General features: G+C 71.9%; 16 protein-coding genes. 12 read left to right on the top strand and 4 right to left on the bottom strand.

Features of this window, described 5'->3' with window-relative positions; all coding sequences use genetic code 11:
* Positions 1-109 precede the first annotated feature (109 nt).
* Positions 110-2992 (top strand): vitamin B12-dependent ribonucleotide reductase, encoded by a 2883-nt coding sequence (locus ABD198_RS04170; protein WP_343997952.1) that lies wholly within the window; start codon positions 110-112, stop codon positions 2990-2992.
* 142 nt (positions 2993-3134) lie between these two features.
* Here the strand turns inward: ABD198_RS04170 and ABD198_RS04165 are convergent, their stop codons facing one another.
* A complete protein-coding gene (locus ABD198_RS04165) occupies positions 3135-3668 on the bottom strand; it encodes a TerD family protein (RefSeq protein ID WP_343997951.1) in 534 nt (177 codons plus the stop codon).
* Positions 3669-3825: 157 nt separating this feature from the next.
* On the opposite strand from ABD198_RS04165, the gene ABD198_RS04160 reads away from it, so the two are divergent.
* From ABD198_RS04160 to ABD198_RS04150, 3 genes are all read left to right on the top strand, one after another.
* The gene (locus tag ABD198_RS04160) at positions 3826-4431 is read left to right on the top strand and encodes a YdbC family protein (RefSeq protein ID WP_343997950.1); all 606 of its coding nucleotides are present in this window, start codon (positions 3826-3828) and stop codon (positions 4429-4431) included.
* Positions 4432-4545: 114 nt separating this feature from the next.
* A complete protein-coding gene (locus ABD198_RS04155; RefSeq protein WP_343997949.1) occupies positions 4546-5217 on the top strand; it encodes a histidine phosphatase family protein in 672 nt (223 codons plus the stop codon).
* A 12-nt stretch (positions 5218-5229) separates the two neighbouring features.
* Positions 5230-6138 (top strand): ADP-ribosylglycohydrolase family protein, encoded by a 909-nt coding sequence (locus ABD198_RS04150; protein WP_343997948.1) that lies wholly within the window; start codon positions 5230-5232, stop codon positions 6136-6138.
* A gap of 344 nt (positions 6139-6482) precedes the next feature.
* Here ABD198_RS04150 and ABD198_RS04145 read toward each other — a convergent pair whose 3' ends face one another.
* Positions 6483-8030 carry an MFS transporter gene (locus tag ABD198_RS04145; protein WP_343997947.1) on the bottom strand — a complete coding sequence of 516 codons (1548 nt, stop codon included), beginning with the start codon at positions 8028-8030 and terminating at the stop codon, positions 6483-6485.
* Positions 8031-8217: 187 nt separating this feature from the next.
* On the opposite strand from ABD198_RS04145, the gene ABD198_RS04140 reads away from it, so the two are divergent.
* From ABD198_RS04140 to ABD198_RS04130, 3 genes are all read left to right on the top strand, one after another.
* Positions 8218-8832 (top strand): TetR/AcrR family transcriptional regulator, encoded by a 615-nt coding sequence (locus ABD198_RS04140; protein WP_343997946.1) that lies wholly within the window; start codon positions 8218-8220, stop codon positions 8830-8832.
* 90 nt (positions 8833-8922) lie between these two features.
* Positions 8923-9624, top strand: coding sequence for a ribonuclease HII (locus ABD198_RS04135; protein ID WP_343997945.1), 702 nt, complete (start codon positions 8923-8925; stop codon positions 9622-9624).
* Between the two features lie 68 nt (positions 9625-9692).
* Positions 9693-10337, top strand: coding sequence for a hypothetical protein (locus ABD198_RS04130; protein WP_343997944.1), 645 nt, complete (start codon positions 9693-9695; stop codon positions 10335-10337).
* 234 nt (positions 10338-10571) lie between these two features.
* Here the strand turns inward: ABD198_RS04130 and ABD198_RS04125 are convergent, their stop codons facing one another.
* Both ABD198_RS04125 and ABD198_RS04120 read right to left on the bottom strand, forming a co-directional pair.
* On the bottom strand, positions 10572-11186 hold the full coding sequence (locus tag ABD198_RS04125) for a hypothetical protein (RefSeq protein WP_343997943.1): 615 nt from the start codon (positions 11184-11186) through the stop codon (positions 10572-10574).
* A gap of 315 nt (positions 11187-11501) precedes the next feature.
* On the bottom strand, positions 11502-13673 hold the full coding sequence (locus tag ABD198_RS04120; protein ID WP_343997942.1) for a RecQ family ATP-dependent DNA helicase: 2172 nt from the start codon (positions 13671-13673) through the stop codon (positions 11502-11504).
* Between the two features lie 138 nt (positions 13674-13811).
* On the opposite strand from ABD198_RS04120, the gene ABD198_RS04115 reads away from it, so the two are divergent.
* The 5 genes from ABD198_RS04115 (at position 13812) to ABD198_RS04095 (ending at position 22280) form a co-directional block, all read left to right on the top strand.
* On the top strand, positions 13812-15536 hold the full coding sequence (locus ABD198_RS04115) for a DUF4192 domain-containing protein (protein ID WP_343997941.1): 1725 nt from the start codon (positions 13812-13814) through the stop codon (positions 15534-15536).
* 371 nt (positions 15537-15907) lie between these two features.
* Positions 15908-18118, top strand: coding sequence for a glycogen debranching N-terminal domain-containing protein (locus ABD198_RS04110; RefSeq protein ID WP_343997940.1), 2211 nt, complete (start codon positions 15908-15910; stop codon positions 18116-18118).
* Positions 18119-18248: 130 nt separating this feature from the next.
* On the top strand, positions 18249-19007 hold the full coding sequence (locus tag ABD198_RS04105; RefSeq protein ID WP_343997939.1) for an NUDIX hydrolase: 759 nt from the start codon (positions 18249-18251) through the stop codon (positions 19005-19007).
* Between the two features lie 176 nt (positions 19008-19183).
* A complete protein-coding gene (locus tag ABD198_RS04100) occupies positions 19184-21229 on the top strand; it encodes an ABC transporter ATP-binding protein (RefSeq protein WP_343997938.1) in 2046 nt (681 codons plus the stop codon).
* Between the two features lie 163 nt (positions 21230-21392).
* Positions 21393-22280, top strand: a complete 888-nt coding sequence (locus ABD198_RS04095) for a FadR/GntR family transcriptional regulator (RefSeq protein ID WP_343997937.1) — start codon at positions 21393-21395, stop codon at positions 22278-22280.
* The last annotated feature ends 535 nt before the right edge of the window (positions 22281-22815 follow it).

Below are 22815 nucleotides of genomic sequence, written 5' to 3'. Positions count from 1 at the left end.
AGACCAGTCGCGGGCAGTGCGCGTGGGTGCCCGCGACATCAGGACAGAACACCGTGCCACGGGAACAACGGGGCACTTCAGGGCGTTTTCGCCCGTACAGGGAGGCGGCATGACAGAGACGGCGAGCGGTCCGGCACGGAGTTCCCGAGCCAGGGGCAACAAGGCGGGCAAGGGGCTGCGTGTGGAGCGCATCCACACCACTCCGGGAGTCCACCCCTACGACGAGGTGGCCTGGGAGCGCCGTGACGTCGTGATGACCAACTGGCGCGACGGCTCGGTCAACTTCGAGCAGCGCGGCGTCGAGTTCCCCGACTTCTGGTCGGTGAACGCGGTCAACATCGTCACCAGCAAGTACTTCCGCGGTGCCGTCGGCACCCCGCAGCGCGAGACCAGCCTGAAGCAGCTGATCGACCGCATCGTGAAGACGTACCGGAAGGCCGGCGAGGACCACAAGTACTTCGCCTCGCCCGCCGACGCCGAGATCTTCGAGCACGAGCTGGCCTACGCCCTCCTGCACCAGATCTTCAGCTTCAACAGCCCCGTCTGGTTCAACGTCGGCACGTCCCAGCCCCAGCAGGTCTCCGCCTGCTTCATCCTGTCCGTCGACGACTCCATGGAGTCGATCCTCGACTGGTACAAGGAAGAGGGGATGATCTTCAAGGGCGGCTCCGGCGCCGGCCTGAACCTCTCCCGCATCCGCTCCTCCAAGGAGCTGCTCTCCTCCGGCGGCAACGCCTCCGGCCCGGTCTCCTTCATGCGCGGCGCCGACGCCTCCGCCGGCACCATCAAGTCCGGTGGCGCCACCCGTCGCGCTGCCAAGATGGTCGTCCTCGACGTGGACCACCCGGACATCGAGGACTTCATCGAGACCAAGGTCAAGGAGGAGGAGAAGATCCGCGTCCTGCGCGACGCGGGCTTCGACATGGACCTGGGCGGCGAGGACATCACCTCCGTCCAGTACCAGAACGCCAACAACTCGGTCCGCGTGAACGACGAGTTCATGAAGGCCGTGGAGACGGGCGGCAAGTTCGGGCTGCGCGCCCGGATGACCGGTGAGGTCATCGAGGAGGTCGACGCCAAGGCGCTCTTCCGCAAGATCGCCGAGGCCGCCTGGGCCTGCGCCGACCCCGGCATCCAGTACGACGACACCATCAACAACTGGCACACCTGCCCCGAGTCCGGCCGGATCACCGCGTCGAACCCGTGCAGCGAGTACATGCACCTGGACAACACGTCCTGCAACCTGGCCTCGCTGAACCTGATGAAGTTCCTCAAGGACGACGGCAAGGGCAACCAGTCGTTCGACACCGAGCGCTTCCAGAAGGTCGTCGAGCTGGTCATCACCGCGATGGACATCTCCATCTGCTTCGCGGACTTCCCGACCGAGAAGATCGGCGAGAACACCCGTGCCTTCCGCCAGCTCGGCATCGGCTACGCCAACCTCGGCGCCCTGCTGATGGCCACCGGCCACGCCTACGACTCCGACGGCGGCCGCGCCCTCGCCGGTGCCATCACCTCCCTGATGACGGGCACCGCCTACCGGCGCTCCGCCGAGCTGGCCGCGGTGGTCGGCCCCTACGACGGCTACGCCCGCAACGCGGACGCCCACAAGCGCGTCATGAAGCAGCACGCCGACGCCAACGACAAGGCCGTCCGCATGGACGACCTGGACACCCCCGTCTGGGCCGCCGCCACCGAGGCCTGGCAGGACGTGCTCCGCCTCGGCGAGAAGAACGGCTTCCGCAACTCCCAGGCGTCCGTGCTCGCCCCCACCGGCACCATCGGCCTCGCGATGGGCTGCGACACCACCGGTGTCGAGCCCGACCTCGCGCTGGTCAAGTTCAAGAAGCTGGTCGGCGGCGGCTCGATGCAGATCGTCAACGGCACCGTTCCGCAGGCCCTGCGCCGCCTGGGCTACCAGGAGGAGCAGATCGAGGCGATCGTCGCCCACATCGCCGAGCACGGCAATGTGATCGACGCCCCCGGCCTCAAGCACGAGCACTACGAGGTGTTCGACTGCGCCATGGGCGAGCGCGCCATCTCCCCGATGGGCCACGTCCGCATGATGGCCGCGATCCAGCCGTGGATCTCCGGCGCCATCTCCAAGACGGTCAACATGCCGGAGTCGGCGACTGTCGAGGAGGTCGAGGAGATCTACTTCGAGGCCTGGAAGATGGGCGTCAAGGCGCTCGCCATCTACCGCGACAACTGCAAGGTCGGCCAGCCGCTCTCCGCCAAGAAGAAGGAGGCGAAGGAGGAGAAGGCCCAGGAGTCCTCCGAGGCCAAGGTCGAGAAGGTCGTCGAGTACCGCCCGGTCCGCCGTCGCCTCCCCAAGGGCCGGCCCGGCATCACGACCTCCTTCACGGTCGGCGGCGCCGAGGGCTACATGACCGCCAACTCCTACCCGGACGACGGTCTGGGCGAGGTCTTCCTGAAGATGTCCAAGCAGGGCTCGACCCTCGCGGGCATGATGGACGCCTTCTCCATCGCTGTCTCGGTCGGCCTGCAGTACGGCGTGCCGCTGGAGACGTACGTCTCGAAGTTCACCAACATGCGCTTCGAGCCGGCCGGTATGACCGACGACCCGGACGTGCGGATGGCGCAGTCGATCGTCGACTACATCTTCCGTCGCCTGGCGCTGGACTTCCTGCCCTTCGAGACGCGCTCCGCGCTCGGCATCCACTCGGCCGAGGAGCGCCAGCGTCACCTGGAGACCGGCTCCTACGAGCCGGCCGAGGACGAGGTCGACGTCGAGGGCCTGGCCCAGTCGGCGCCGCGCGCCCAGGAACTGAAGGCGGTCAACACGCCGAAGTCCGGGACCGAGGCGGCCAAGCCCGCCCCGCAGCAGGCGCACACCAGCGCCGAACTGGTGGAGATGCAGCTGGGCATCCAGGCCGACGCCCCGCTGTGCTTCTCCTGCGGCACGAAGATGCAGCGCGCCGGTTCCTGCTACATCTGCGAGGGCTGCGGCTCGACCAGCGGCTGCAGCTGACGCCGGGCTCTGCTCCGGGTGCTGGATGAGTCCTGAATGAGTGAGGGGCGCCGACCACCGGGTCGGCGCCCCTCACTCGTGCTGTCGCGGGACGCGTACCGTTCCCTGGACGAAGCCATGCGGCGGGCCCGGCCGGCCCGGCTCAGGAGCGGCGGGTCGCGCCCATCGTGCGGGCGAAGTCGGCCGGGTCCCCGTCGAAGCCCTGGACGCCGGGCCGGAACTCCCACGGGCCGGTTCCCTCGCGGACGAACTCCGCCACCGTCGCCGCCGTGGCGCCCTGCACGCCGCCGAAGTCGTCCTCGGCCAGGACGTCGTACCCCTCCCGGATGCGCAGCCCGGGGTTGGCCACACCGGAGAACGTCAGCGGCGTCTGATGCTGCTGGATGACCACGCCGACCACCACGCGTCCGTACCGCTCGGCCAGCCGGTCCAGCTCCACCGTCATGACCTCGTCGTAGCCGAAGCCCTTGCCGTCGGTGCTGTCCCGGTTGAGGGTGATCGTGCCGTCGGGGGAGCGGCTGTCGAAGTGCACCACATAGGCGGGATCACCATGGGGATCGCTCGCCAGATAGGGCGCGGCCACAAGGTCCAGATCCGTGGGCGGCTCCCCCGGCGGGCTCGGGTCCCACCGCAGCGCGATCTCGACCTTGCGGATGCCCTTGCTGAGGCCGTTCACCAGACTTCCCCTTTCCCGTGACCGTCCGGCCAGCTCTCCCCAACTGCCTTTGCCTCCCGGAGGTTTGTCCATCCTGCCACGCACGAGGGATCTTCTGGTGGTAAGCGGTGACGACGAGCCGGACCGGCGCCACGCTCCGTGGCCTTACGATGGCGCGGTGCTGGTCAAGTGGATTCGCTGCACCGTGGTGGACCGCCGCGGTTTTGAACGGGGACAGCGAAAGTGGGCGGGGCTTCTGGGGGAGCCGGGGTTTCGCGCGCAGGGAGGTGGCTGGAGCCGCCGCCGGCCGGATGTGGCGCACATATTCTCCTTCTGGGAGAGCCGCGCCTTCTACGACTCGTTCATGGCGCGCTCCCACGACCGCCTCGCCGCGGCCCAGTCGGGCACCTTCAAGAACGCGCAGGTCAGGCTCTTCGAGTACCGCTTCGACGTGAAGACCGGATTCGAGCCCCGCTTCACCGACGCCGACCTGCTGCGGGTGGCGCTGTGCCGGGTGCACGAGGAGCGGGCGGAACACTTCGTCCTCATGCAGGAGAAGGTGTGGAACCCGGCGATGGCCGGCTCACCGGGCATGGTCCGCGGCCTCTTCGGCGAGGCGCCCGGGCACGAGTACCTGGTGCTGTCCATGTGGCGCTCCGCCGCCGAGCACGGCAAGTACCGCACCGAGCGGGTGGAGCGCCTCGCCCTGCGGGCCCAGACCGAGGCCGACGTCGCGGCCCTCACCGGGGACATCGTGGACATGGAACCGGCCTGGACGGTGTGAGGTGGATATGGAACCGGCCTGGACGGTCTGAGCGCGGGCTCGGCTGGACGGTCTGAGCACGGGCCGCCGGATGCCCGCCGTGAGCGCCCGGACGCCTGCGACTAGGGTTTTGGCATGGCACGACCACGGCGCATCGTCCTTGTCCGGCACGGCGAATCAACGGGCAATGTTGATGACTCCGTGTACGAGCGCGAACCCGATCACGCGCTGGCCCTCACCGAGCGCGGCTGGCAGCAGGCGGAGGAGACGGGCAAGCGGCTGCGCGAGCTCTTCGGCCGGGAACGAGTCAGCGTGTACGTCTCCCCCTACCGCCGCACCCTTCAGACGCTGCAGGCCTTCCGGCTCGACCCGGAGCTCATACGCGTCCGTGAGGAGCCCCGGCTGCGCGAGCAGGACTGGGGCAACTGGCAGGACCGCGAGGACGTGCGCCTGCAGAAGGCCTACCGGGACGCCTATGGCCACTTCTTCTACCGCTTCGCCCAGGGCGAGTCCGGAGCCGACGTCTACGACCGGGTCGGCAACTTCCTGGAGAGCCTGTTCCGCAGCTTCGAGGCCCCCGATCACCCGCCCAACGTGCTCATCGTGACCCACGGCCTGGCCATGCGGCTGTTCTGCATGCGGTGGTTCCACTGGACCGTGGCGGAGTTCGAGTCCCTGTCCAACCCCGGGAACGCCGAGATACGGATGCTCGTTCTGGGGGAGAACGGCAAGTACACCCTTGATAAACCTTTCGAACGGTGGCGCGAGCCTGCAAGAAGTCAGTGGATGGACGGGATCACTGGATAGGGTGGCAGGGCGATGACCGCTGACTCCTCTCCTGCCGGGCGCCTGGAGCGCGCCCTCGCCAGCCTGCGCGGACTGTCGGTGGGGGACGCGCTGGGCTCCCAGTTCTTCGTGCCGGTGAACTACCCGCTGCTCAAGCGCCGTGAGCTGCCCCCCGGACCGTGGCAGTGGACCGACGACACGGAGATGGCCTGCTCTGTGGTCGCCGTCCTCGTCGACCACCACCGGATCGACCAGGACGCCCTCGCGTGGTCCTTCGCCGAGCACCACGACTTCGACCGGGGCTACGGCCCCGCCGTCACCCGCCTGCTGCGCCAGATCCGCGAGGGCGGTGACTGGCGTGAGCTCGCCGCCGCGCTGTTCAAGGGCCAGGGTTCCTGGGGCAACGGCGCCGCCATGCGCATCGCCCCGCTGGGCGCCTGGTACGCCGACGACCCCGAGCAGGCCACCCACCAGGCCGAGATCTCCGCCTACCCCACCCATCAGCACCGCGAGGCCGTGGTCGGCGCCATGGCCGTCGCCGCGGCGGCCGCTCTCGCCGCCGCCCCCGGCGGCCCGCCCGGCGCGGAGGCCCTGCTCGACGGCGTGATCGACCTGGTGCCCCGGAGGAGCGCGGTCGGTGCGGGGCTGCGCCGCGCCAAGGACATGCTCGACTACGGCGACCCGGCGACGGTGGCCGCCGTGCTCGGCTGCGGCCGCCGCACGTCGGCCCATGACACCGTGCCGTTCGCCCTGTGGTCGGCCGCGCGCGCCCTGGGCGACTACGAGCAGGGGTTCTGGACGACCGCACAGGCGGGCGGGGACATCGACACGACGTGCGCCATCGTGGGCGGCGTGATCGCCGCCGGCAAGGCGGGAGCGCCGCCCGCCGAATGGACCGACCGGGTCGAGCCACTGCCGGACTGGGTGCCGGCCTCGGTGTGAGCAGCTTCTTCGATACTCTCCGTGCATCCCGGGAACTCTGCGTGACCGCCCGCTCGTTGTGAGGACAACCGCTGTGTGAGCCGTGGGCCCTCAGTGGGTGTGGGTCTCGATGTGCTCGGCCGACCGAGCCGCACGGGCGCTCACGAGCCAGGTCGGTCATCGAGTCACGGGGGTGTGGACATGGGCGTACTGCTCGTCGACCTGCTTTTACTGCCGCTCCTCGCGGTCTTGTCAGTCCTGCCGGTCCTGTCGGCGGTGGCGGCACGGGGGCGGCCCGGCGCACTCCGGCCCACCCCCGTGGGCGGGCCGGTGTGCCGCCGGGCCGAGCCCGCCGGCCTCCGGGCTCAGCCCATACCGGGCCCGGCCGTGCCGGAGAGCGCCTCCAGGTCGCTCTTGCGGACCCTGATCACCAGCCCAGCGGTGACCAGCGCCAGGACGGCCATGGCGGCGGCTGGGATGAACGCCGTCGAGATGCCCTGCGCCAGCACTTCGTGGCCCCAGGGGGCGGGCAGCTGATGCGTCTGGGCGAACTCGGCCTGCTGCTGCGGCGTCGCCTCGGCCAGGAAGCTCGGCATCTGCTTCTCCGCCTCGTCCCTGCTGGCCGTGCCGAACACCGTGGTCAGCAGGGCCAGCCCCACCGAGCCGCCGACCTGCTGGGTCGCGTTGAGCAGCCCGGAGGCGGCACCGGCCTCGTGCTGCGCCACACCGGAGACGGCGGTGAGCGTCAGCGTCACAAAGTTGAGGCCCATGCCGAAGCCGAAGATCAGCATCGGGCCGAGGACACCACCGGCATAGGAGCTGTCGGAGCTGACCAGGCTCTGCCAGGCGAGGCCCAGCGCCGCGAGCGTCGTGCCGGCCAGCATGAACGGCTTGGGGCCGGACACCGGCAGGAAGCGCTGCGACAGCCCCGCGCCGAGAGCGATGACGACCGTCACGGGCAGGAAGGCGAGACCCGCCTCGATCGGGCTGTAGCCGAGCACGTTCTGCACGAAGAGAACGATGTAGAAGAACATGCCGAACATCGCCGCAGCCAGGCTCAGCATGATCACATACGTGCCGGAGCGGTTGCGGTCGGCGAACATCCGCAGCGGCGTGATCGGTTCCCTGGCGCGGCTCTCGATGAGGGCGAAGGCCGCCAGCAGCACCGCAGCCGCGGCGAAGGAGCCGATGGTCAGGTTGTCCCGCCAGCCCTCGTCGGCCGCCCGGATGAAGCCATAGACGAGCGACGCCATACCGGCCGTCGAGGTCACCGCGCCCGCGACGTCGAAGCGGCCGGTGTGCCGCTCGGACTCGTTGATGTACAGCGGGGCGAGCACGGCGATCAGGACACCGATCGGCACGTTGACGAAGAGCACCCATCGCCAGTCGAGCCACTCGGTGAGCATGCCGCCGGCGAGCAGGCCGACGGCGCCGCCTCCGGCGGAGACCGCGGCGAAGACTCCGAAGGCCCGGTTGCGTCGCGGCCCCTCGGGGAACGTGGTGGTGATGAGCGCCAGCGAGGTGGGCGAGGCAATCGCACCACCAACGCCCTGCAGGACGCGTGCGGCCAGCAGCTGCCAGGGTTCCTGGGCGAGTCCGCCGAGCAGCGAGGCCAGGGTGAACAGCAGGATGCCGGTCATGAAGACGCGGCGGCGGCCGAGGATGTCGCCGGCCCGGCCGCCGAGCAGGAGCAGACCGCCGAAGGTCAGGGTGTAGGAGCTGACCACCCAGGTGAGGTCCGTGGTGCTGAACTCGAGTGCATTCTGGATGTGTGGCAGCGCGATGTTCACAATCGTCGCGTCCAGTACCACCATGAGTTGGCAGGCAGCGATGACGGTGAGGGCGATGCCGGGATGACCGTCCCGGCGAGCCGCACCGGGCTTTCGGTCCTGAATCAACGGAGAGGTAGTCACTATGGTCCCCCATAAGCGCAATAGTGAACGCTCGCGTTCACTGCTGTGCTCAACCGTAGGAGTCCTGAGACAGTGAACGCAAGCGTTCACTGAGTGCGAGTCCGCCCGGTACGTCCCCCTCAGGTGCCGGACGGGCCGTCCCCGATCCCCGCAAAACCCGCTTGATCTGCTCGTTGGAGAGAGTCAGATGGTTACTTCGAGCTGGGCGACCGCCCACGCTCAGACGGCCCCCTCCCGTCGCCGCGGTGCCGTGCTGGAACGCGCGATCCTCGACGCCGCTCTGGAACAGCTCAGCACGGTCGGCTGGAACGGCCTGACGATGGAGGGCGTCGCCTCCGCCGCCCAGACCGGCAAGGCCGCCGTCTACCGCCGCTGGCCCTCCAAGGAGGACCTGGTCGCCGACGCCCTGCGGGCCGGTCTGCCGCAGCTCGCCGCGGCGCCGGACCTGGGCAGCGTGCGCGAGGAGTTGCTGGAGCTGTGCCGGCGGGCGCGGGACGCGATGTACTCGCCGCCCGGAGCGGCCCTGCGGGCGGTGATTCACGAATGTGACGCCGCGCAGGCCGAACGCTTCCACGGGGTGATCTTCAAAGGGCTGGTGGAACCGGTCATCGGGCTGCTGCGAGACGCGATCGAGCGCGGGATCGAGCGAGGAGAGGTGCGGCCCGACGCGGCGAACGGCTACGTCTTCGACGCCGTCCCGGCGATGATGATGTACCGCTCGAAGGTGTGCGGGAGCGAATGGCCGGACGCCGATATCGAGGAGATGACCGACCAGTTGATGATGCCGCTGCTGCGGCCGTAGAGGTTCTGTACCGGTGTTGCGGAGGTCGTGATGTCACACCGGGAACCGGCCTGTCGTCCGCCGTTCCCCGCGGCGTACGCTAAGCACGCCATGCCGTACGAACCACCCACTCACACCGTCGAGCGCTCACTGCGCGCCACGACCGGGGCGAAGATCATTGCAGGCATCGACGAGGTGGGCCGCGGTGCGTGGGCCGGGCCGGTCACTGTCTGCGCGGCGATCACCGGACTGCGCCGGCCCCCCGAGGGACTCACCGACTCCAAGCTCCTGTCGATCAAGCGGCGCACCGAACTCGCAGAGACGCTGCGGTCGTGGGTGACGGCGTACGCCCTGGGCCACGCCTCCCCCGAGGAGATCGACGGCCTCGGCATGACAGCCGCGCTGCGGCTTGCGGCGGTCCGGGCCCTCGAGGGGCTGCCGGTCCGTCCCGACGCCGTGATACTCGACGGCAAGCACGACTACCTGGGCGCTCCCTGGCGGGTCCGTACGGTCATCAAGGGCGACCAGTCGTGCGTGGCCGTCGCAGCGGCTTCGGTGATCGCCAAGGTCCAGCGCGACAAAATGATGGCCGAACTGGGCGTCGACCATGCAGACTTCGGTTTCGCGGACAACGCCGGGTATCCGTCGCCCGTGCACCGGGCCGCGCTGGAGGTTCGGGGACCCACTCCGCACCACCGGTTGTCCTGGGCGTATCTTGATGCGCTGCCCCAGTGGCGGCACCTCAAGAAGGTCCGCACCGTGGCGAACGGAAGCGTTCCGGAGATCGAGGGTCAGCTCGGCTTCGATTTCTGACGGTTCCGCTCGTACGCAAGTGCCACCCGGCGGCGTCAGCCGTACCAACGTTTGATAAAAATCAGCTCATGCCTCTCATTCCCGAGGAGCCTCAGATTCACGAGAGTGCCCAGGGTCCCCGCGCCACACCGGCCAGCGGCCGCACCGCGCCGACCCCCCGCCCCGTACCCGGTCCCCGCCCCGCGGCTCCGTCGCGTCCCGGCGGACGCCCCGGCCCTCTGAGGCCCACGCCGCCCGCCCAACGGTCTCCGAGTGACGGCGCCGCCGCTCCCAAGCCCGGCCCGAAGCCCGGTCCGAAGGCTCCGGCCGCCTCCGCCGCGGCCACGCCGCAGATCCAGCTGATCCCGGCTTCGGCCCAGGGGGCGCTCGACGCCGCCGAGGAAGCCGTGGACCTGCTCCTGGACTCGGGTCGCGCCCCCGGTGACGTGCTGGTCATCACCACCGGCGAGCAGCACCCGTGGGCCGCCCACGAGCTGTCCTTCGGGGAGGACTCCTACTGGGCTCAGCACGACGCGGGCGACGACGTCTTCTACGCTGACGCCGCCGTCGCCGACCGCGCCGCCAAGCGGCCGGTCGTCGTGGTCGCCGTCAACGGCGGCACGGAGGCCGCTGCCGCCTCCGCCCTGTCCCTCGCGCACTCCAAGGCCGGCTCCCTGCTGATCGTCTGCGGCGACCCGAAGCGCATCAACTCGGTGCTGGGCGCGGGCGTCTGAGCGGACGCCCTTCCGCCCACGGCGGGCGGAAGGGGCGCCCGCAGGGGGCTGTGCTCGGGTCAGGGGCAGTTCGGCGGCTTACGTTCCCGGCGCACGGGCGGTGAGCGGCGGGGCCGGTCGGGCGTACGGTACGAGCCGTTCGCACGTACGGGAACGGCAGGGGAAGCCGCCAGGGGCGGTGAACTGCTCGTCGGGCGGGCCTGGCGTACTGCTCAGCAGTCAGCCCGGCACTGTTCAGCGGGCCGCTGCGCGGCGGAGGACCTCTGATGCCGCGCCACCGGTGCGCGGTATTCGGGGCGGGGCCTCCGACGTGGCGAACGGCTCCGGTGCCGAGTCGGCGCTGGGGCGGCGTCCGCCGCGGCCCTCGCCCAGCACCTGCCAGCCGTCACGGGTGAGCGTGATGTACGCCCCGCAGCGCAGTCCGTGCAGCGTGCAGGCGTCCCGCAGCCCCCACATCCACGCGCCGTCCTCCTCCGTCCAACGCGCGTCCCCGTCACGGCAGTACATCAGGACCGCGGTGCGCACGGGGGTGCGGCGGCGCAGATCGTGCGGGATCACACGGCGCAGCTGGGCGAGCAGCGCGTTGCGGAACATCCAGCCGTCCGCCGGTGCGGGTCGCCGGGTGAACGAGGCGCTCGCCCGCAGACGCTCGTCGGGATCGAGCACGGCGACGACCGCGGTCGCCGGCGAGGGTCGGTGCCGGGCGTGCAGTCCGCTGACCACCTCACGCGGGTTGCGCAGCAGGGGAATTCCCGCGGCGGCCCACTCCGCGGGTTCGAGCACACGAGTGGCGGAAGCGGCGGGCGTCGACAAGGAAGCCGCCGAGGACGGAGCGAATCCGAAGGTCACGGTCCTCCCTTCGGCTACGCCCACACTGCGGGCGGGTCGGATTCGGGGGAGCGCGCACGCAACTGAGCCCTACCGGAGCGGCCGACGAGCCGTGCGGGTGCTGCCTTCAATTCTTCCTGTCGAACTTGGATGCGGCAACGAGCAATTGAGGCGGCAGACCGCTATTTGGCGTTGAGTGGCTTATATCCCCGGAAGGGGAATGACCGGGTCACGCACGAGGCGTTCGAGCACGACACGTTCGTACGGCACATGGATGCGCGGCGTCCAGAGGCGTGCGCGGAGAGTTCCGGCATCTTCTCGCCGGGCGGCACGCCATCAGCCCTGCACGGCCAGCACCAGCGGCAGGACGCCCGCGGAACCGGCCCGCCTGAGCAGCCGCGCCGCCACCGCGAGGGTCCAGCCCGTCTCCGTGTAATCGTCCACGAGAAGAACGGGGCCCGGCGCGTCGGCGAGCGTCGCCGCGAGTGCGTGCGGCACGGTCAGCGCTCCGTCGAGGGCCTTCAGGCGCTGAGCGCTGTTGCTCCGGGACGCCTGGTGCGGACGCGCGTCATCCGTGTACTCCACGGTGCCCAGCAGTGGCAGACGTCCGACCTCCGCGATGCGCGCGCCGAGCGAATGGATCAGCTGGGGCCGGGTGTGCGAGGCGACGGTGACCACGCCGACCGGCCGGGGCGGGGCGTCTGGTTCTCCGGAGGCCCAGCCGCCGGGACCCTTGGCCCAGTCGGCCAGCACGCCCACCACGGCGCGGGCGACGTCGTCCGGCACCGGCCCGTCCGGTGCCTGGACAGCGAGCATGGGGCGCAGCCGGTTGCCCCAGCCGATGTCCGACAGCCGGCCCAGGGCCCGTCCCTGCGCCGCCTGTTCGGCCGCGGGGATGCGGCCCTTGAGGTCCATGCCGATCGCCGGGAGGCCGGTGGGCCACATGCGCCGGGGCTCCACCTCGACACCCGCCCTGCCGAGGTCGTCGCGGGCGGCGGCCAGCGCGCCCGCGGACGTCTCGGCGGTGTGCCGGGGGCCGGCGCAGTTGTCGCAGCGGCCGCAGGGCTTGGCCGTCTCGTCGTCCAACTGCCGCTGCAGGAACTCCATCCGGCAGCCGGTGGTCTCCGCGTACTCGCGCATCGCCTGCTGCTCGGCCTTGCGCTGGCGGGCCACCCACGCATACCGCTCGGCGTCGTACGTCCACGGCTGCCCCGTGGCGATCCAGCCGCCCTTGACCCGGCGCACCGCCCCGTCCACGTCCAGGACCTTCAGCATCGTCTCCAGCCGCGAACGGCGCAGTTCGACCAGGGGCTCGAGGGCGGGAAGCGACAGGGGCCGGTCCGCGCCCGCGAGGATGTCGAGTGTGCGGCGCACCAGCTCCTCGGAGGGGAAGGCGAGAGAGGCGAAGTACTCCCAGATCGCTTCGTCCTCACTGCCCGGGAGCAGCAGAACCTCGGCGTGGCGGACGCCGCGCCCCGCACGGCCGACCTGCTGGTAGTAGGCGATGGGGGAGGACGGTGAGCCGAGATGCACCACGAAGCCGAGGTCGGGTTTGTCGAAGCCCATGCCGAGCGCGGAGGTGGCCACCAGGGCCTTCACCTTGTTGGCGAGCAGATCCTCCTCGGCCTGCTGCCGGTCCGCGTTCTCCGTCTTGCCGGTGTAGGAGGCGACGGTGTGGCCGCGCTGCCGCAGAAACGCCGTCACTTCCTCGGCGGCGGCCACGGTGAGGGTGTAGATGATCCCCGAGCCCGGCAGTTCGTCCAGGTGGTCGGCGAGCCAGGCCATCCGGTGGGCGGCGTCCGGCAGGCGCAGCACGCTGAGGCTGAGGCTCTCGCGGTCCAGCGGGCCCCGCAGCACCAGGGCGTCCGAGCTGCCGCCGGTGCCGAGTTGCTCGGCGACGTCCGCGGTCACCCGCGCGTTGGCGGTGGCGGTGGTGGCCAGCACGGGCACGCCGGGCGGAAGGTCACCGAGCATGGTGCGCAGCCGGCGGTAGTCCGGGCGGAAGTCGTGACCCCAGTCGGAGATGCAGTGGGCCTCGTCCACCACGAGCAGGCCGGTCGTGGCGGCCAGTTCGGGCAGCACCTCGTCGCGGAACTCGGGGTTGTTCAGCCGCTCGGGGCTCACCAGCAGGACGTCCACGTGACCCGCGGCGATCTCGCCCTTGACGGCGTCCCACTCCTCGATGTTGGCGGAGTTGATCGTCCGGGCGTGGATCCCGGCTCTGGCCGCGGCCTCCACCTGGTTGCGCATCAGCGCCAGCAACGGGGAGACGATCACGGTGGGACCGCTGCCCTGCGCGCGCAGCAGGGACGTGGCCACGAAGTAGACCGCGGACTTGCCCCAGCCGGTGCGCTGGACGACCAGGGCCCGGCGCCTGTCCGCGACCAGTGCCTCGATGGCCCGCCACTGGTCCTCACGCAGCCGCGCCTCGCCCGAGGTGTCCCCGACGAGACGGGCGAGGACGGCATCGGCGGCTGCCCGGAGATCCGTGTTGCTGGTGTGCTCCATGCGCTCCATACAACAGGACGGCAGTGACAGCCGGGGATGTGGGAGTGAAGGGGCAGGTCAGAGGTGTTGTGACGTGTCCCTGGCGGGAGTTGTCCACAGGCAGAACCGGAAGATTGCATTCCGCGAGATCGTTCTCGCATGACGAAGCACAGCGAAACGACCGGAAGCTCCAAAAGCGGCGACAGCGTGACGAACGCCGGCATCGTGAGGAACGACGACCTCGGGGCGAACGGGGGGAGCAGCGACGGCGACGACAACGGGGCCAACGGTGGGAGCAACCACGGCAACGACATCGCCGGGAACAACGGAGCCGCCGCCGACCGCGACACTGCTGGACGGTGCTCGCGCGGAGACGCACCGGGCGAGTGCGCAGACGACCGCGGGGGTCCCGTGGGCGATCCCGTCCCCCTCGTCGACGAGCCCGCCTGCACCGCCTATGTCGGCCACGGCGAGGAGCAGCAGGTCACCCTGCGCACGCCGGCGGAACTCGCCGACGCCCTGCCCTATCTGCTCGGGTACCGGCCGGAGGACAGCATCGTCCTGGTGGCCCTGCACGACAAGGACGGGCGCGGCCGGTTCTGCGGCCGGGCACGGCTCGGCATCCCGGCCGACGCCGAAGACTGGCCGGCCGCGGCCAGGCAGCTGGCCCACGGACTGATCACCGGCAGCGAACGCCGGGGGTCCCGCCCCGAGCAGATGGTCGCCTTCCTCTGCCAGGAGCCCACCGCGGGCGAATCCGGCCGGCAGGTCAAGGACCGGCTCCGGCCCCTCGCCCAGGCCCTGCGCCTGGAGTGCGGAGGACTCGACGTGCCGGTGGTCGAGGCCCTGTGCATCTCCGACGGCCGCTTCTGGTCCTACTGCTGCGACAACCAGGTCTGCTGCCCGGCGGAGGGCACGCCCATGGGCCTGCCGGGCACATCGGTGCTGGCCGCAGCGGCGGCCTACGCCGGACTCCAGGTGCGCGGAACGCTCCGCGAGCTGCGCGCCAGGCTGCTCCCCTGGGACAAGCCCGCCGCCAGGGAGCAGGAAGTCGCCCTGGACACGGCGGGACTGACGCTGATCCCGAGAATCCTCGACCCCGAAGGGCGCCGCGAGGTCGCCGAGGAGACGCTGCGGCTCGCCGAGCGGATCATGGGCCGACTCGCCGAGGCCCCGCCCGTGACCAGCCCCCTCGACGCGGATCTGCGGGACGACGCGCTGATCACCCATGACGAGGCGGCGACGCTGATCCTCGGACTGCAGGACCGCACGACCCGCGACCGCGCGGCCGAATGGATGGAGGGGGAGAGCGCGGGGCACGCCCTTCGACTGTGGCGGGCGCTTGCGCGGCGCTGCGTCGGCCCCTACGCCGAGCACGCGGCGGCACCGCTCACCCTGGCCGGCTGGGTCGCCTGGTCCACCGGTGACGAACTCGAAGCCAGGGAAGCCCTCGCCATGGCCCTGGGCGCCGATCCCGAGTACCTGTTCGCCCGCCTGCTGCACCAAGCCTGCAACGAGGGCCTCGATCCGGAGTCCGTCCGCCGGTGCCTCCGCGCGGAGCGCCTGAACCGTGAGCGGTCGGAGACCGATCCGCCCGCCCGTGTCCCGCGGCAGACCTCCGCGCATCGTCGCCCCCGCAGCGATAGCCCTACTGCCACAGACAGCCGTTCGACGAGTCGATCGCGGCGGAAGGCAGCGCGCAGGGAAGGGGTGGGTCCGGGAGCGCGGATTCCGCGTCAGCGCGGCTCGGCGTCGGCGGGCCGTACGCGTCCTGGTGGCGGGGCGGAAGGCAGCAGGCGCCCGGAGAGCGTGCGGGGCATCCGGAGCAGGAAAGAAGGCACGCGCCAGGGCGGTGCGGAGAACCGGGACGGGGGACGTGAGTGAGGAGCGAGCAGAGCCCAGGGCTGGGCGCAGCGGTCCGGGCGGTCCGGGCACGGCTGCGGGCCGAGCCGGCCGGGGCATCCGGGGCGGCGGGCGAAGGGCAGCGTCGAGACTGGTGTTCGCAAGGTCGCCGCCGACAACGGGCCTGGGCGGGGTGGCTGAAACGGACGGCGAGCTTCCCGCGGGGGCCTGGAGCGGCCGGCGGCGTGGTGTGGCGGTCACCCGGCCGCAGGCGTGACCTGGGGCGTGCCGTGGCCGTTCGCCTGAGTGGCAGAACGCCTGCACGAGGCGCGATGCCGTGCAGCCCCTGCTCGCCCGGAGCCCTTCGGCGGCGCGTGCGGTCAGGGCGACCGGAGCACACAGAAAGCCCTCCCATGCACCAGCCGAGTCCGCCCCAGCCCTTGGCCGACGACGACCGCTCCTTCGAGGCCGGGCACGCCGCACATACCAGGACCCCTGCCGGTTCACGGCCCGGCACGGCCGGCACCCTCGGCTCCTCGTCACCTTCACCGGGCCCGACGGACCGGGCAGCCGCCCCGCCCACCGGCGCACCGGCGTCCGGCGCCACGTCTCGCCGGCCCGAGTCCCGCTCGCCGGGTGCGCCCATCCACGGCGGCCCGGGTGCTGCCCGGCCCGTCGGCGAACTGCCGCCCGCGCACCAGGTCCTGACCTGCGTCGCACTGCCCGGGCTCGCCATCTCGGCGGAGGACGGTCAGCTGACCGGTCGCGGACTGGAGGGCTTCTACCGGGCCGGGCGGCGTCTGCTCTCCCGCTGCCGGCTCCGCATCGGCGGCAGAGAACCGCTCGCGCTGCAGGCAGGGATGATCGCCGCCGACCGCGCCCGCTTCACGGGAACCCTGCGCACCACCCCGCACGCGAGCCCGGACCCCGATCTCCTTGTCGAACGCGTCCGCTCGGCGGACGGCACGGAACGGATCACCCTGCACAGCGCGGCAGCGCGTCCGCTGCGCCTGCCCGTCGAGGTGGCCCTCGGCACCGACCTCGCCGACCTCGGAGCGATCGCTGCGGGGCGCGCGGGACCGGAGCTGCCCGCCGGGGTCCACGACTCCGGTCTGCGCTGGACCGGCGGCCGGGCAGCCGCCGCGGTCACGGCCGATCCCCCTCCCTCCGACGCGTTCGCCTCGGCCGGACTGCTGCGCTGGGAACTGGAGGTGCCGCCCGGCGGCAGCGCGGGCATCGAGTTGCGGGTGCGGATGCAGGGGGAGGCACCCCTGCGCGCCGTGAGCCACGCGGCCCACAGTCCGTTGGCGCCGGCCCGGGCAGCGGGGGACGACCCACGGGTCCCCGCCTTGCTGCGGACGAGCATCGAGGACCTCCGGGCGCTGCTGCTGCGGGACCCCGTGCGACCCACGGACGTCTGTGCGGCGGCCGGTGCGCCCTGGCGGTGCGGGCCGGCACCGGCGGACGCACTCGCCGCGGCGCGCATGGCGCTCCCTCTCGGCACCGGCCTCGCCGCGGGCACGCTGCGCTCCCTCGCCCGCACCCAGATCACCGGCCCCGGTCCGCAGTCCGGCATGATCCCCGGCCCCCGCCGCGACGCGGGACCGCATCTCCCACCGAGTTGCACCGGCACGGAGGCCACCCTGCTGTTCCCCGTGCTGCTGGCCGAGGCCCGCCGCTGGGGTCTGCCCGAGCGCGAGACACAGGAGCTGCTGCCCGCCGCCGAACGCTGCCTGGCCTGGCTCCGGAACACGGTGGGCGACGGCGTCTACCTGCCCGACCCACGCCCGGACGGCCCCCTCCGCAGCGAGACGCAGGCCCACGCCCATCGGGCTGCGGTCCTCGGAGCCGACCTCCTCGACGCCTGCGGCAGACCGGGCGGGGACGCACTCCGGCAGTGGGCGGGCGCACTGCGGCAGGCGTTCCGCGAGGACTTCCGGGTCGACGACCCGGGCGGCGGACGACCTGCGGCGGCGCGCACTCCCGACGGCACCCTCGTGCCGCACCTGGGCGGCTGGGCGGTGCACCTGCTCGACACCGGCCTGCTGGGCGGCGGCGAACTCGCCCCGGGCCTCTGCGACAAGCAGCAGACCGACCACCTGGCCCGGCTCCTCGGTAGCCCCGCGATGGATACGGGGTGGGGGCTGCGCGGACTGGCCGCGAACAAGCCGGGCCACAACCCCTTCGGCCACCGCGCCGGTGCCGTGCGCGTCCACGAGACGGCACTCGCCGTCGCCGGGCTCGCCGCCACCGGTCACGAACGCGAGGCGGCCTCGCTGCTGCGAGGCGTGCTCGGAGCGGCGGAGGCGTTCGGATACCGGCTGCCCGAGATGTATGCCGGTCGGCGGCGCACGGAGGACAGCGCTCCGCTCCCGCACCCGGCCGCCTGCCGCCCCGCCGCGACGGCCGCCGCCGCGGGCGTCCTGCTGCTCACCACCCTCGCGGGACTCCGCCCGGACGCCCCGGCCGGGACGGTCACCCTCCGCCCGATGCCCAGCGCGCCACTGGGCGAGATCGTCCTCACCGGACTGCGGGTGGCCGGCGCACCCTTCTCCGTACGCGTCAGCCGGCTCGGGATGGCCATGGTCGAGGAGGCCGCGGAGGGACTGCAACTGGGAGCGTGACCTGGCCAGGGCCATGATCGAGCGGCTGCGGGCCACCGCCGGCCGGGTCACGGCGGACCGATGCCGATCAGCCAGGGAAGCGACCGGCGAAGGGAGTGTTTATCGTCAGGCAGACGACTATGATCGCGACATGCCCTACGACCCGTCAGCCTTTCCGCCCTTCGCCGTCACCGTGGACCTGGTCGTGCTGACCGTGCGCCGTCACTCCCTGTGTGCGCTGGCGGTGCGCAGGGGTGAGCCGCCGTTCCAGGGGCGCTGGGCGCTGCCGGGCGGCTTCGTGAGGGCCGACGAGGACCTGGCCCAGGCGGCGGCACGTGAGCTGGCCGAGGAGACCGGGCTGCGGGTCCACGACCCGGCCGTCCCCACTCAGGACCACGGGGCACATCTCGAACAGCTCGCCACCTACGGCGACCCCAAGCGGGACCCGCGGATGCGTGTGGTCAGCGTCGCGCATCTGGTGCTCGCCCCGGACCTGCCCGCGCCGCGCGCCGGGGGCGACGCCAGCAACGCGCGCTGGGCGCCGGTCGATGAGCTGCTGCAGCAGGGCGGGTACGGCCGGGACGGCGAGCCGGTCGCGCCGCTGGCCTTCGACCACGCCCAGATCCTGGCCGACGGTGTGGAGCGCGCCCGCTCCAAGATCGAGTACTCGTCGCTGGCGACCGCCTTCTGCCCGCCCGAGTTCACCGTGGGCGAGCTGCGCCGGGTCTACGAGGCGGTCTGGGGAGTGGCCCTCGACCCGCGCAACTTCCATCGGAAGGTGACCGGGACGCCCGGGTTCCTCGTGCCCACCGGCGGTACGACCACCCGGCAGGGCGGCCGCCCCGCCCAGCTCTTCCGGGCCGGCGGAGCGACCCTGCTCAATCCGCCGATGCTGCGCCCCGAGGTGTGACGGCACCGCTCTGAGCGGTCAGGGCCGCTTCGCATCTGCGGACATGCACGTACGCCACCACACACGCGTCCCGCCCCGAAGGCCCGCACACCGGCAGGCAGGGAGCACCCCAAGGCCGTCCCCGGCAGGCCCGGTGATTCCCGAAAAATCCGATTTGGCGCGCTATCTTGCTTCGGATGATCCAGGCCATCGGATTGACCAGCAACCCCCGCAAAGAGCTGCCGCCCGCCGTCGACGACGTCTCCTTCGAGGTGCCCGCGGGGCGTGTGACCGTGCTGCTCGGAGCACCGGGCGCCGGCAAGACGACGGCGCTGCGACTCATGCTCGAGCTGCAACCCGGCCGTGGCATCACCTACTTCAGAGGCCGCCCGCTGCACCGCATCGACCACCCCGCTCGCGAGGTCGGCGTACTGCTCGGTGATGTGCCGGGGCACCCGGCCCGCACCGTGCGGGGTCATCTGCGCATGCTGTGCGCCGCCACGGGACTGCCCGCCCGCCGCGCCGACGAAGTGCTCGAGACGATGGGCCTGGTGAGCCTGCGCGACGAACGCCTCGGCACCCTCTCCCGCGGCCTCAACCGCCGGCTCGGCCTGGCCTGCGCACTGCTGGCGGACCCGCACACGCTGGTCCTCGACGATCTCGCGCACGGCCTCTCCGTCCGCGAGAACCGCTGGCTGTACGGCGTCGTGCGGACGTACGCGGAGCAGGGCGGCACGGTTCTGTGCACCACGGCCGACCCCAAGGAGGCGGCGCGGATCTCGGACCGGGTGATCACCCTGGAGCAGGGGAGGGTGGTCGCCGACCAGGCGACCGCGGACTTCGCGCGTACGCGGCTCCGTCCCCGCGTCGCGGTGCGCAGCCCCCACGCCGCCCGCCTCTCGGTCCTGCTCACCAAGGAGGCCCGCGCCGCGCGGCGTTCGGTCGAGGTCGTACAGGAGGGCGGCAACCGTCTCTCCGTCTACGGCAGCAGCTGCGCCGCCGTCGGCGAGACGGCGTTCCGGCACGGCATCGTGGTGCACCAACTCGCGGACGAGGTCGGAGACATGGGCCCGGGCGCAACGGCCGCACCCGAGACGTCCGAGCCGGCGCCCGTCCATGCCGTGACTGAGGAAGCCACCGGTGCGGTCGCCACCGCCACCACTGCCCCGGTCGACGCCCCCGCCGCGACCCCCGTCCACGCCGCTGCCACCGCCATCACCTCCGAAACGGCTGCCGCCGCCCCCGAAACGGCTGCCACCGCCACCGAAACCGATGCCGTCGCCTCCGTACCTGCCGGGTTCACCGCCGAAGCCCCTGCCCGAGCCGCCGCCCTTCCGCCCACACCCACGAGCACCAGCAGCACCCCACTCCAAGACGCCCCGGGCGCCCGCGACACCCCCGATCCATCCCCAGCCCTCGCCCCCGCCCCGACCGCGCTCTCCGAGCTCCCGCCCCCCATCACCGTCCGCCCCGCGCCCAGCCCGCTGCGGCCGCTGCGGTACGAGATCCGGCGGGCGACCGGCATCGGCACCGGATTCGGCATCGGGGCCGCGGTCCTGATCGCCTCCGTGCTCACCGCCGTGCTCTCGGCGCGGCTCGGGCACACCCCGCAGCCGCGGCTGCTGGCCGCCTGGCCGCGGGAGCTGCCGTTGCCGCCCGCGGCGCTCGGGGCGGGGCTGCTCGGCGCGCTGGCCTTCGGTGACGAGTTCCGTCACCCCGCCCTGGCGGCCGACCGCGGCACCGTGCCCCGGCGGCTAGGGCTGCTGACCGCCAAGCTCCTGGTGGCTTCCCTGATCGCCCTGCTGCTCGCCGTGCTGACCGTCGGCTGCGACGCCGAGGTGCTCTATCTCGTCCACGGGGGCGAGCTCGTCGAGGTGCCGGACGACTGGCTCGTGCTCGGTGCCAGTTGGCTCGGGCTGGTGACCGGCTGCGCCTGGGCCGGGGTGCTGGCCGCTGGGGTCTTCCGGTCCACCACGGCGGGGCTGGCCGCGGTGCTCGCCGTGCCGCTGCTCGTGGTGCCCCTCGTGCAGTGGATGTCACGGGGGTCGCCGGTGCGCGCGGCGGCCGGGTTCCCGGCACGGGTGCGGGAACTGTTCCCGCTCGGGTGGCCCTTCGGCGGGGAGCGCTACCTCGAGGGCGTTCTGCGGCTGGTCGCTCAACCCGTGGGTGGGGCAATGGCGTTGTCGGTGGCCGCGCTGCTGTGCGCATTTCTGCTCACGAATCTGCGCAGCAGGGTCCGATGACGACCGTCAATGCCGATATCGGTTCGCCCGTGCGCACAACTCCCCGAGGAAAGCCCATTTCTTTCCGATAAGGCGTCAATTGCGACGGCGTGAGCGATCACCCTTTCGTGTGCTTTTCACCAAAGCCCTCAAGGGAGTTGGAACCGGCGCCGACAAAGGATGCGTGAGTACCCTTGCGCACACCATGATGACCGCCGCCCGCTCCGCAGACTCCGGCCTCGCGAGCCCGGGCGAACTCGACCGCTACCCCTTTGAGGAGGCGCCCGCCGTCGACCGCGGCGGGGCACCCGTCTGGGACGGCGCGGACCCGGAGCTGGGCCGGGTGAGCCGGCGGGCCGCGGGCAGCCGCGGCCGCGGACTGCACGGCCAACTCGTCCAGCAGCTGGGACAGATGATCGTCTCGGGCGACCTGGGCGCCGACCGCCCCCTGGTGCCCGAGGAGATCGGCCAGCGCTTCGAGGTCTCCCGCACCGTCGTCCGCGAGTCGCTCCGCGTCCTGGAGGCCAAGGGCCTGGTCAGCGCCCGCCCCAACGTCGGCACGCGGGTGCGCCCCGTCAGCGACTGGAACCTGCTGGACCCGGACATCATCGAGTGGCGGGCCTTCGGGCCGCAGCGCGACGACCAGCGCCGTGAGCTGAGCGAGCTGCGCTGGACGATCGAGCCCCTGGCCGCCCGCCTGGCCGCCGGACACGGGCGCGAGGACGTGCAGCAGCGGCTGTCCGCGATGGTCGACATCATGAGCCACGCCGTCACCCAGAGCGACGGGCTCACCTTCGCGCGCGCCGACTCCGAGTTCCACTCCCTGCTGATCCAGGTCGCCGGCAACCGCATGCTCGAGCACCTGTCCGGCATCGTCTCCGCCGCGCTGCAGGTCTCGGGCGGTCCGGTCACCGGCTGCGAGCGGCCGAACGAGATTTCGGTGGCGCACCACGGCCGGATCGTCGACGCCCTCGCCAGCGGCGACGGCGCGGCGGCCGAGGCGGCCATGCGCCAGCTCCTCACGGTCCACCCCGACGTGGAACGCGTGGTGCCCGCTCCGCGCGAGCACTGACGCGTTCCGCCTGCGGTCCCGCCGGGCGTTGCCATCCCCCTCCTGTGGCAACGTCCGGATGCCGGGCCGTCCCCCCTGTCGGACCCCGCGGGATCCTCGGCGATCCGGCGGGGTCCGGCAGTGAGGGGGAGCCCGCAGCGGGCAAACGGACAAGCGGACAGGGGTCGGGTGTCCGGCAGCGGGTAGGGGTTGGATGTGAAGTGACCGAGGGATGAGCCGGGCAGGCGCGGGACGACCCCGCGGGCCGGAAACCGCCGCGCACCGGGGCGCCGAGCGTCGCGGGGACGGCCGGCCGGGCCGCTCCGGGACCGCACCCGCTCGCAGCGGCGTGACGGCCTCGACCACTAGTGGCCGTAATTGTCCTCTTATGACAAGTGATGGGCGCTTATGGGATGTGACTCGGGCCACGCGGAATGGGCGTAACGCTCCTGGAAGGAACGCGATGACCTAAGAGGTGACAGCCGCGGAGGGAATACGGACGCCGTTCATGGCGCTGTGCTTCTCCCCGGTGCCCGCCCGCGCCGTCGGCCCATCC

The sequence above is a fragment of the Streptomyces thermocarboxydovorans genome (assembly GCF_039524635.1).
GTDB lineage: Bacteria > Actinomycetota > Actinomycetes > Streptomycetales > Streptomycetaceae > Streptomyces > Streptomyces thermocarboxydovorans.
This window is presented reverse-complemented; position numbering and strand designations above follow the sequence as displayed.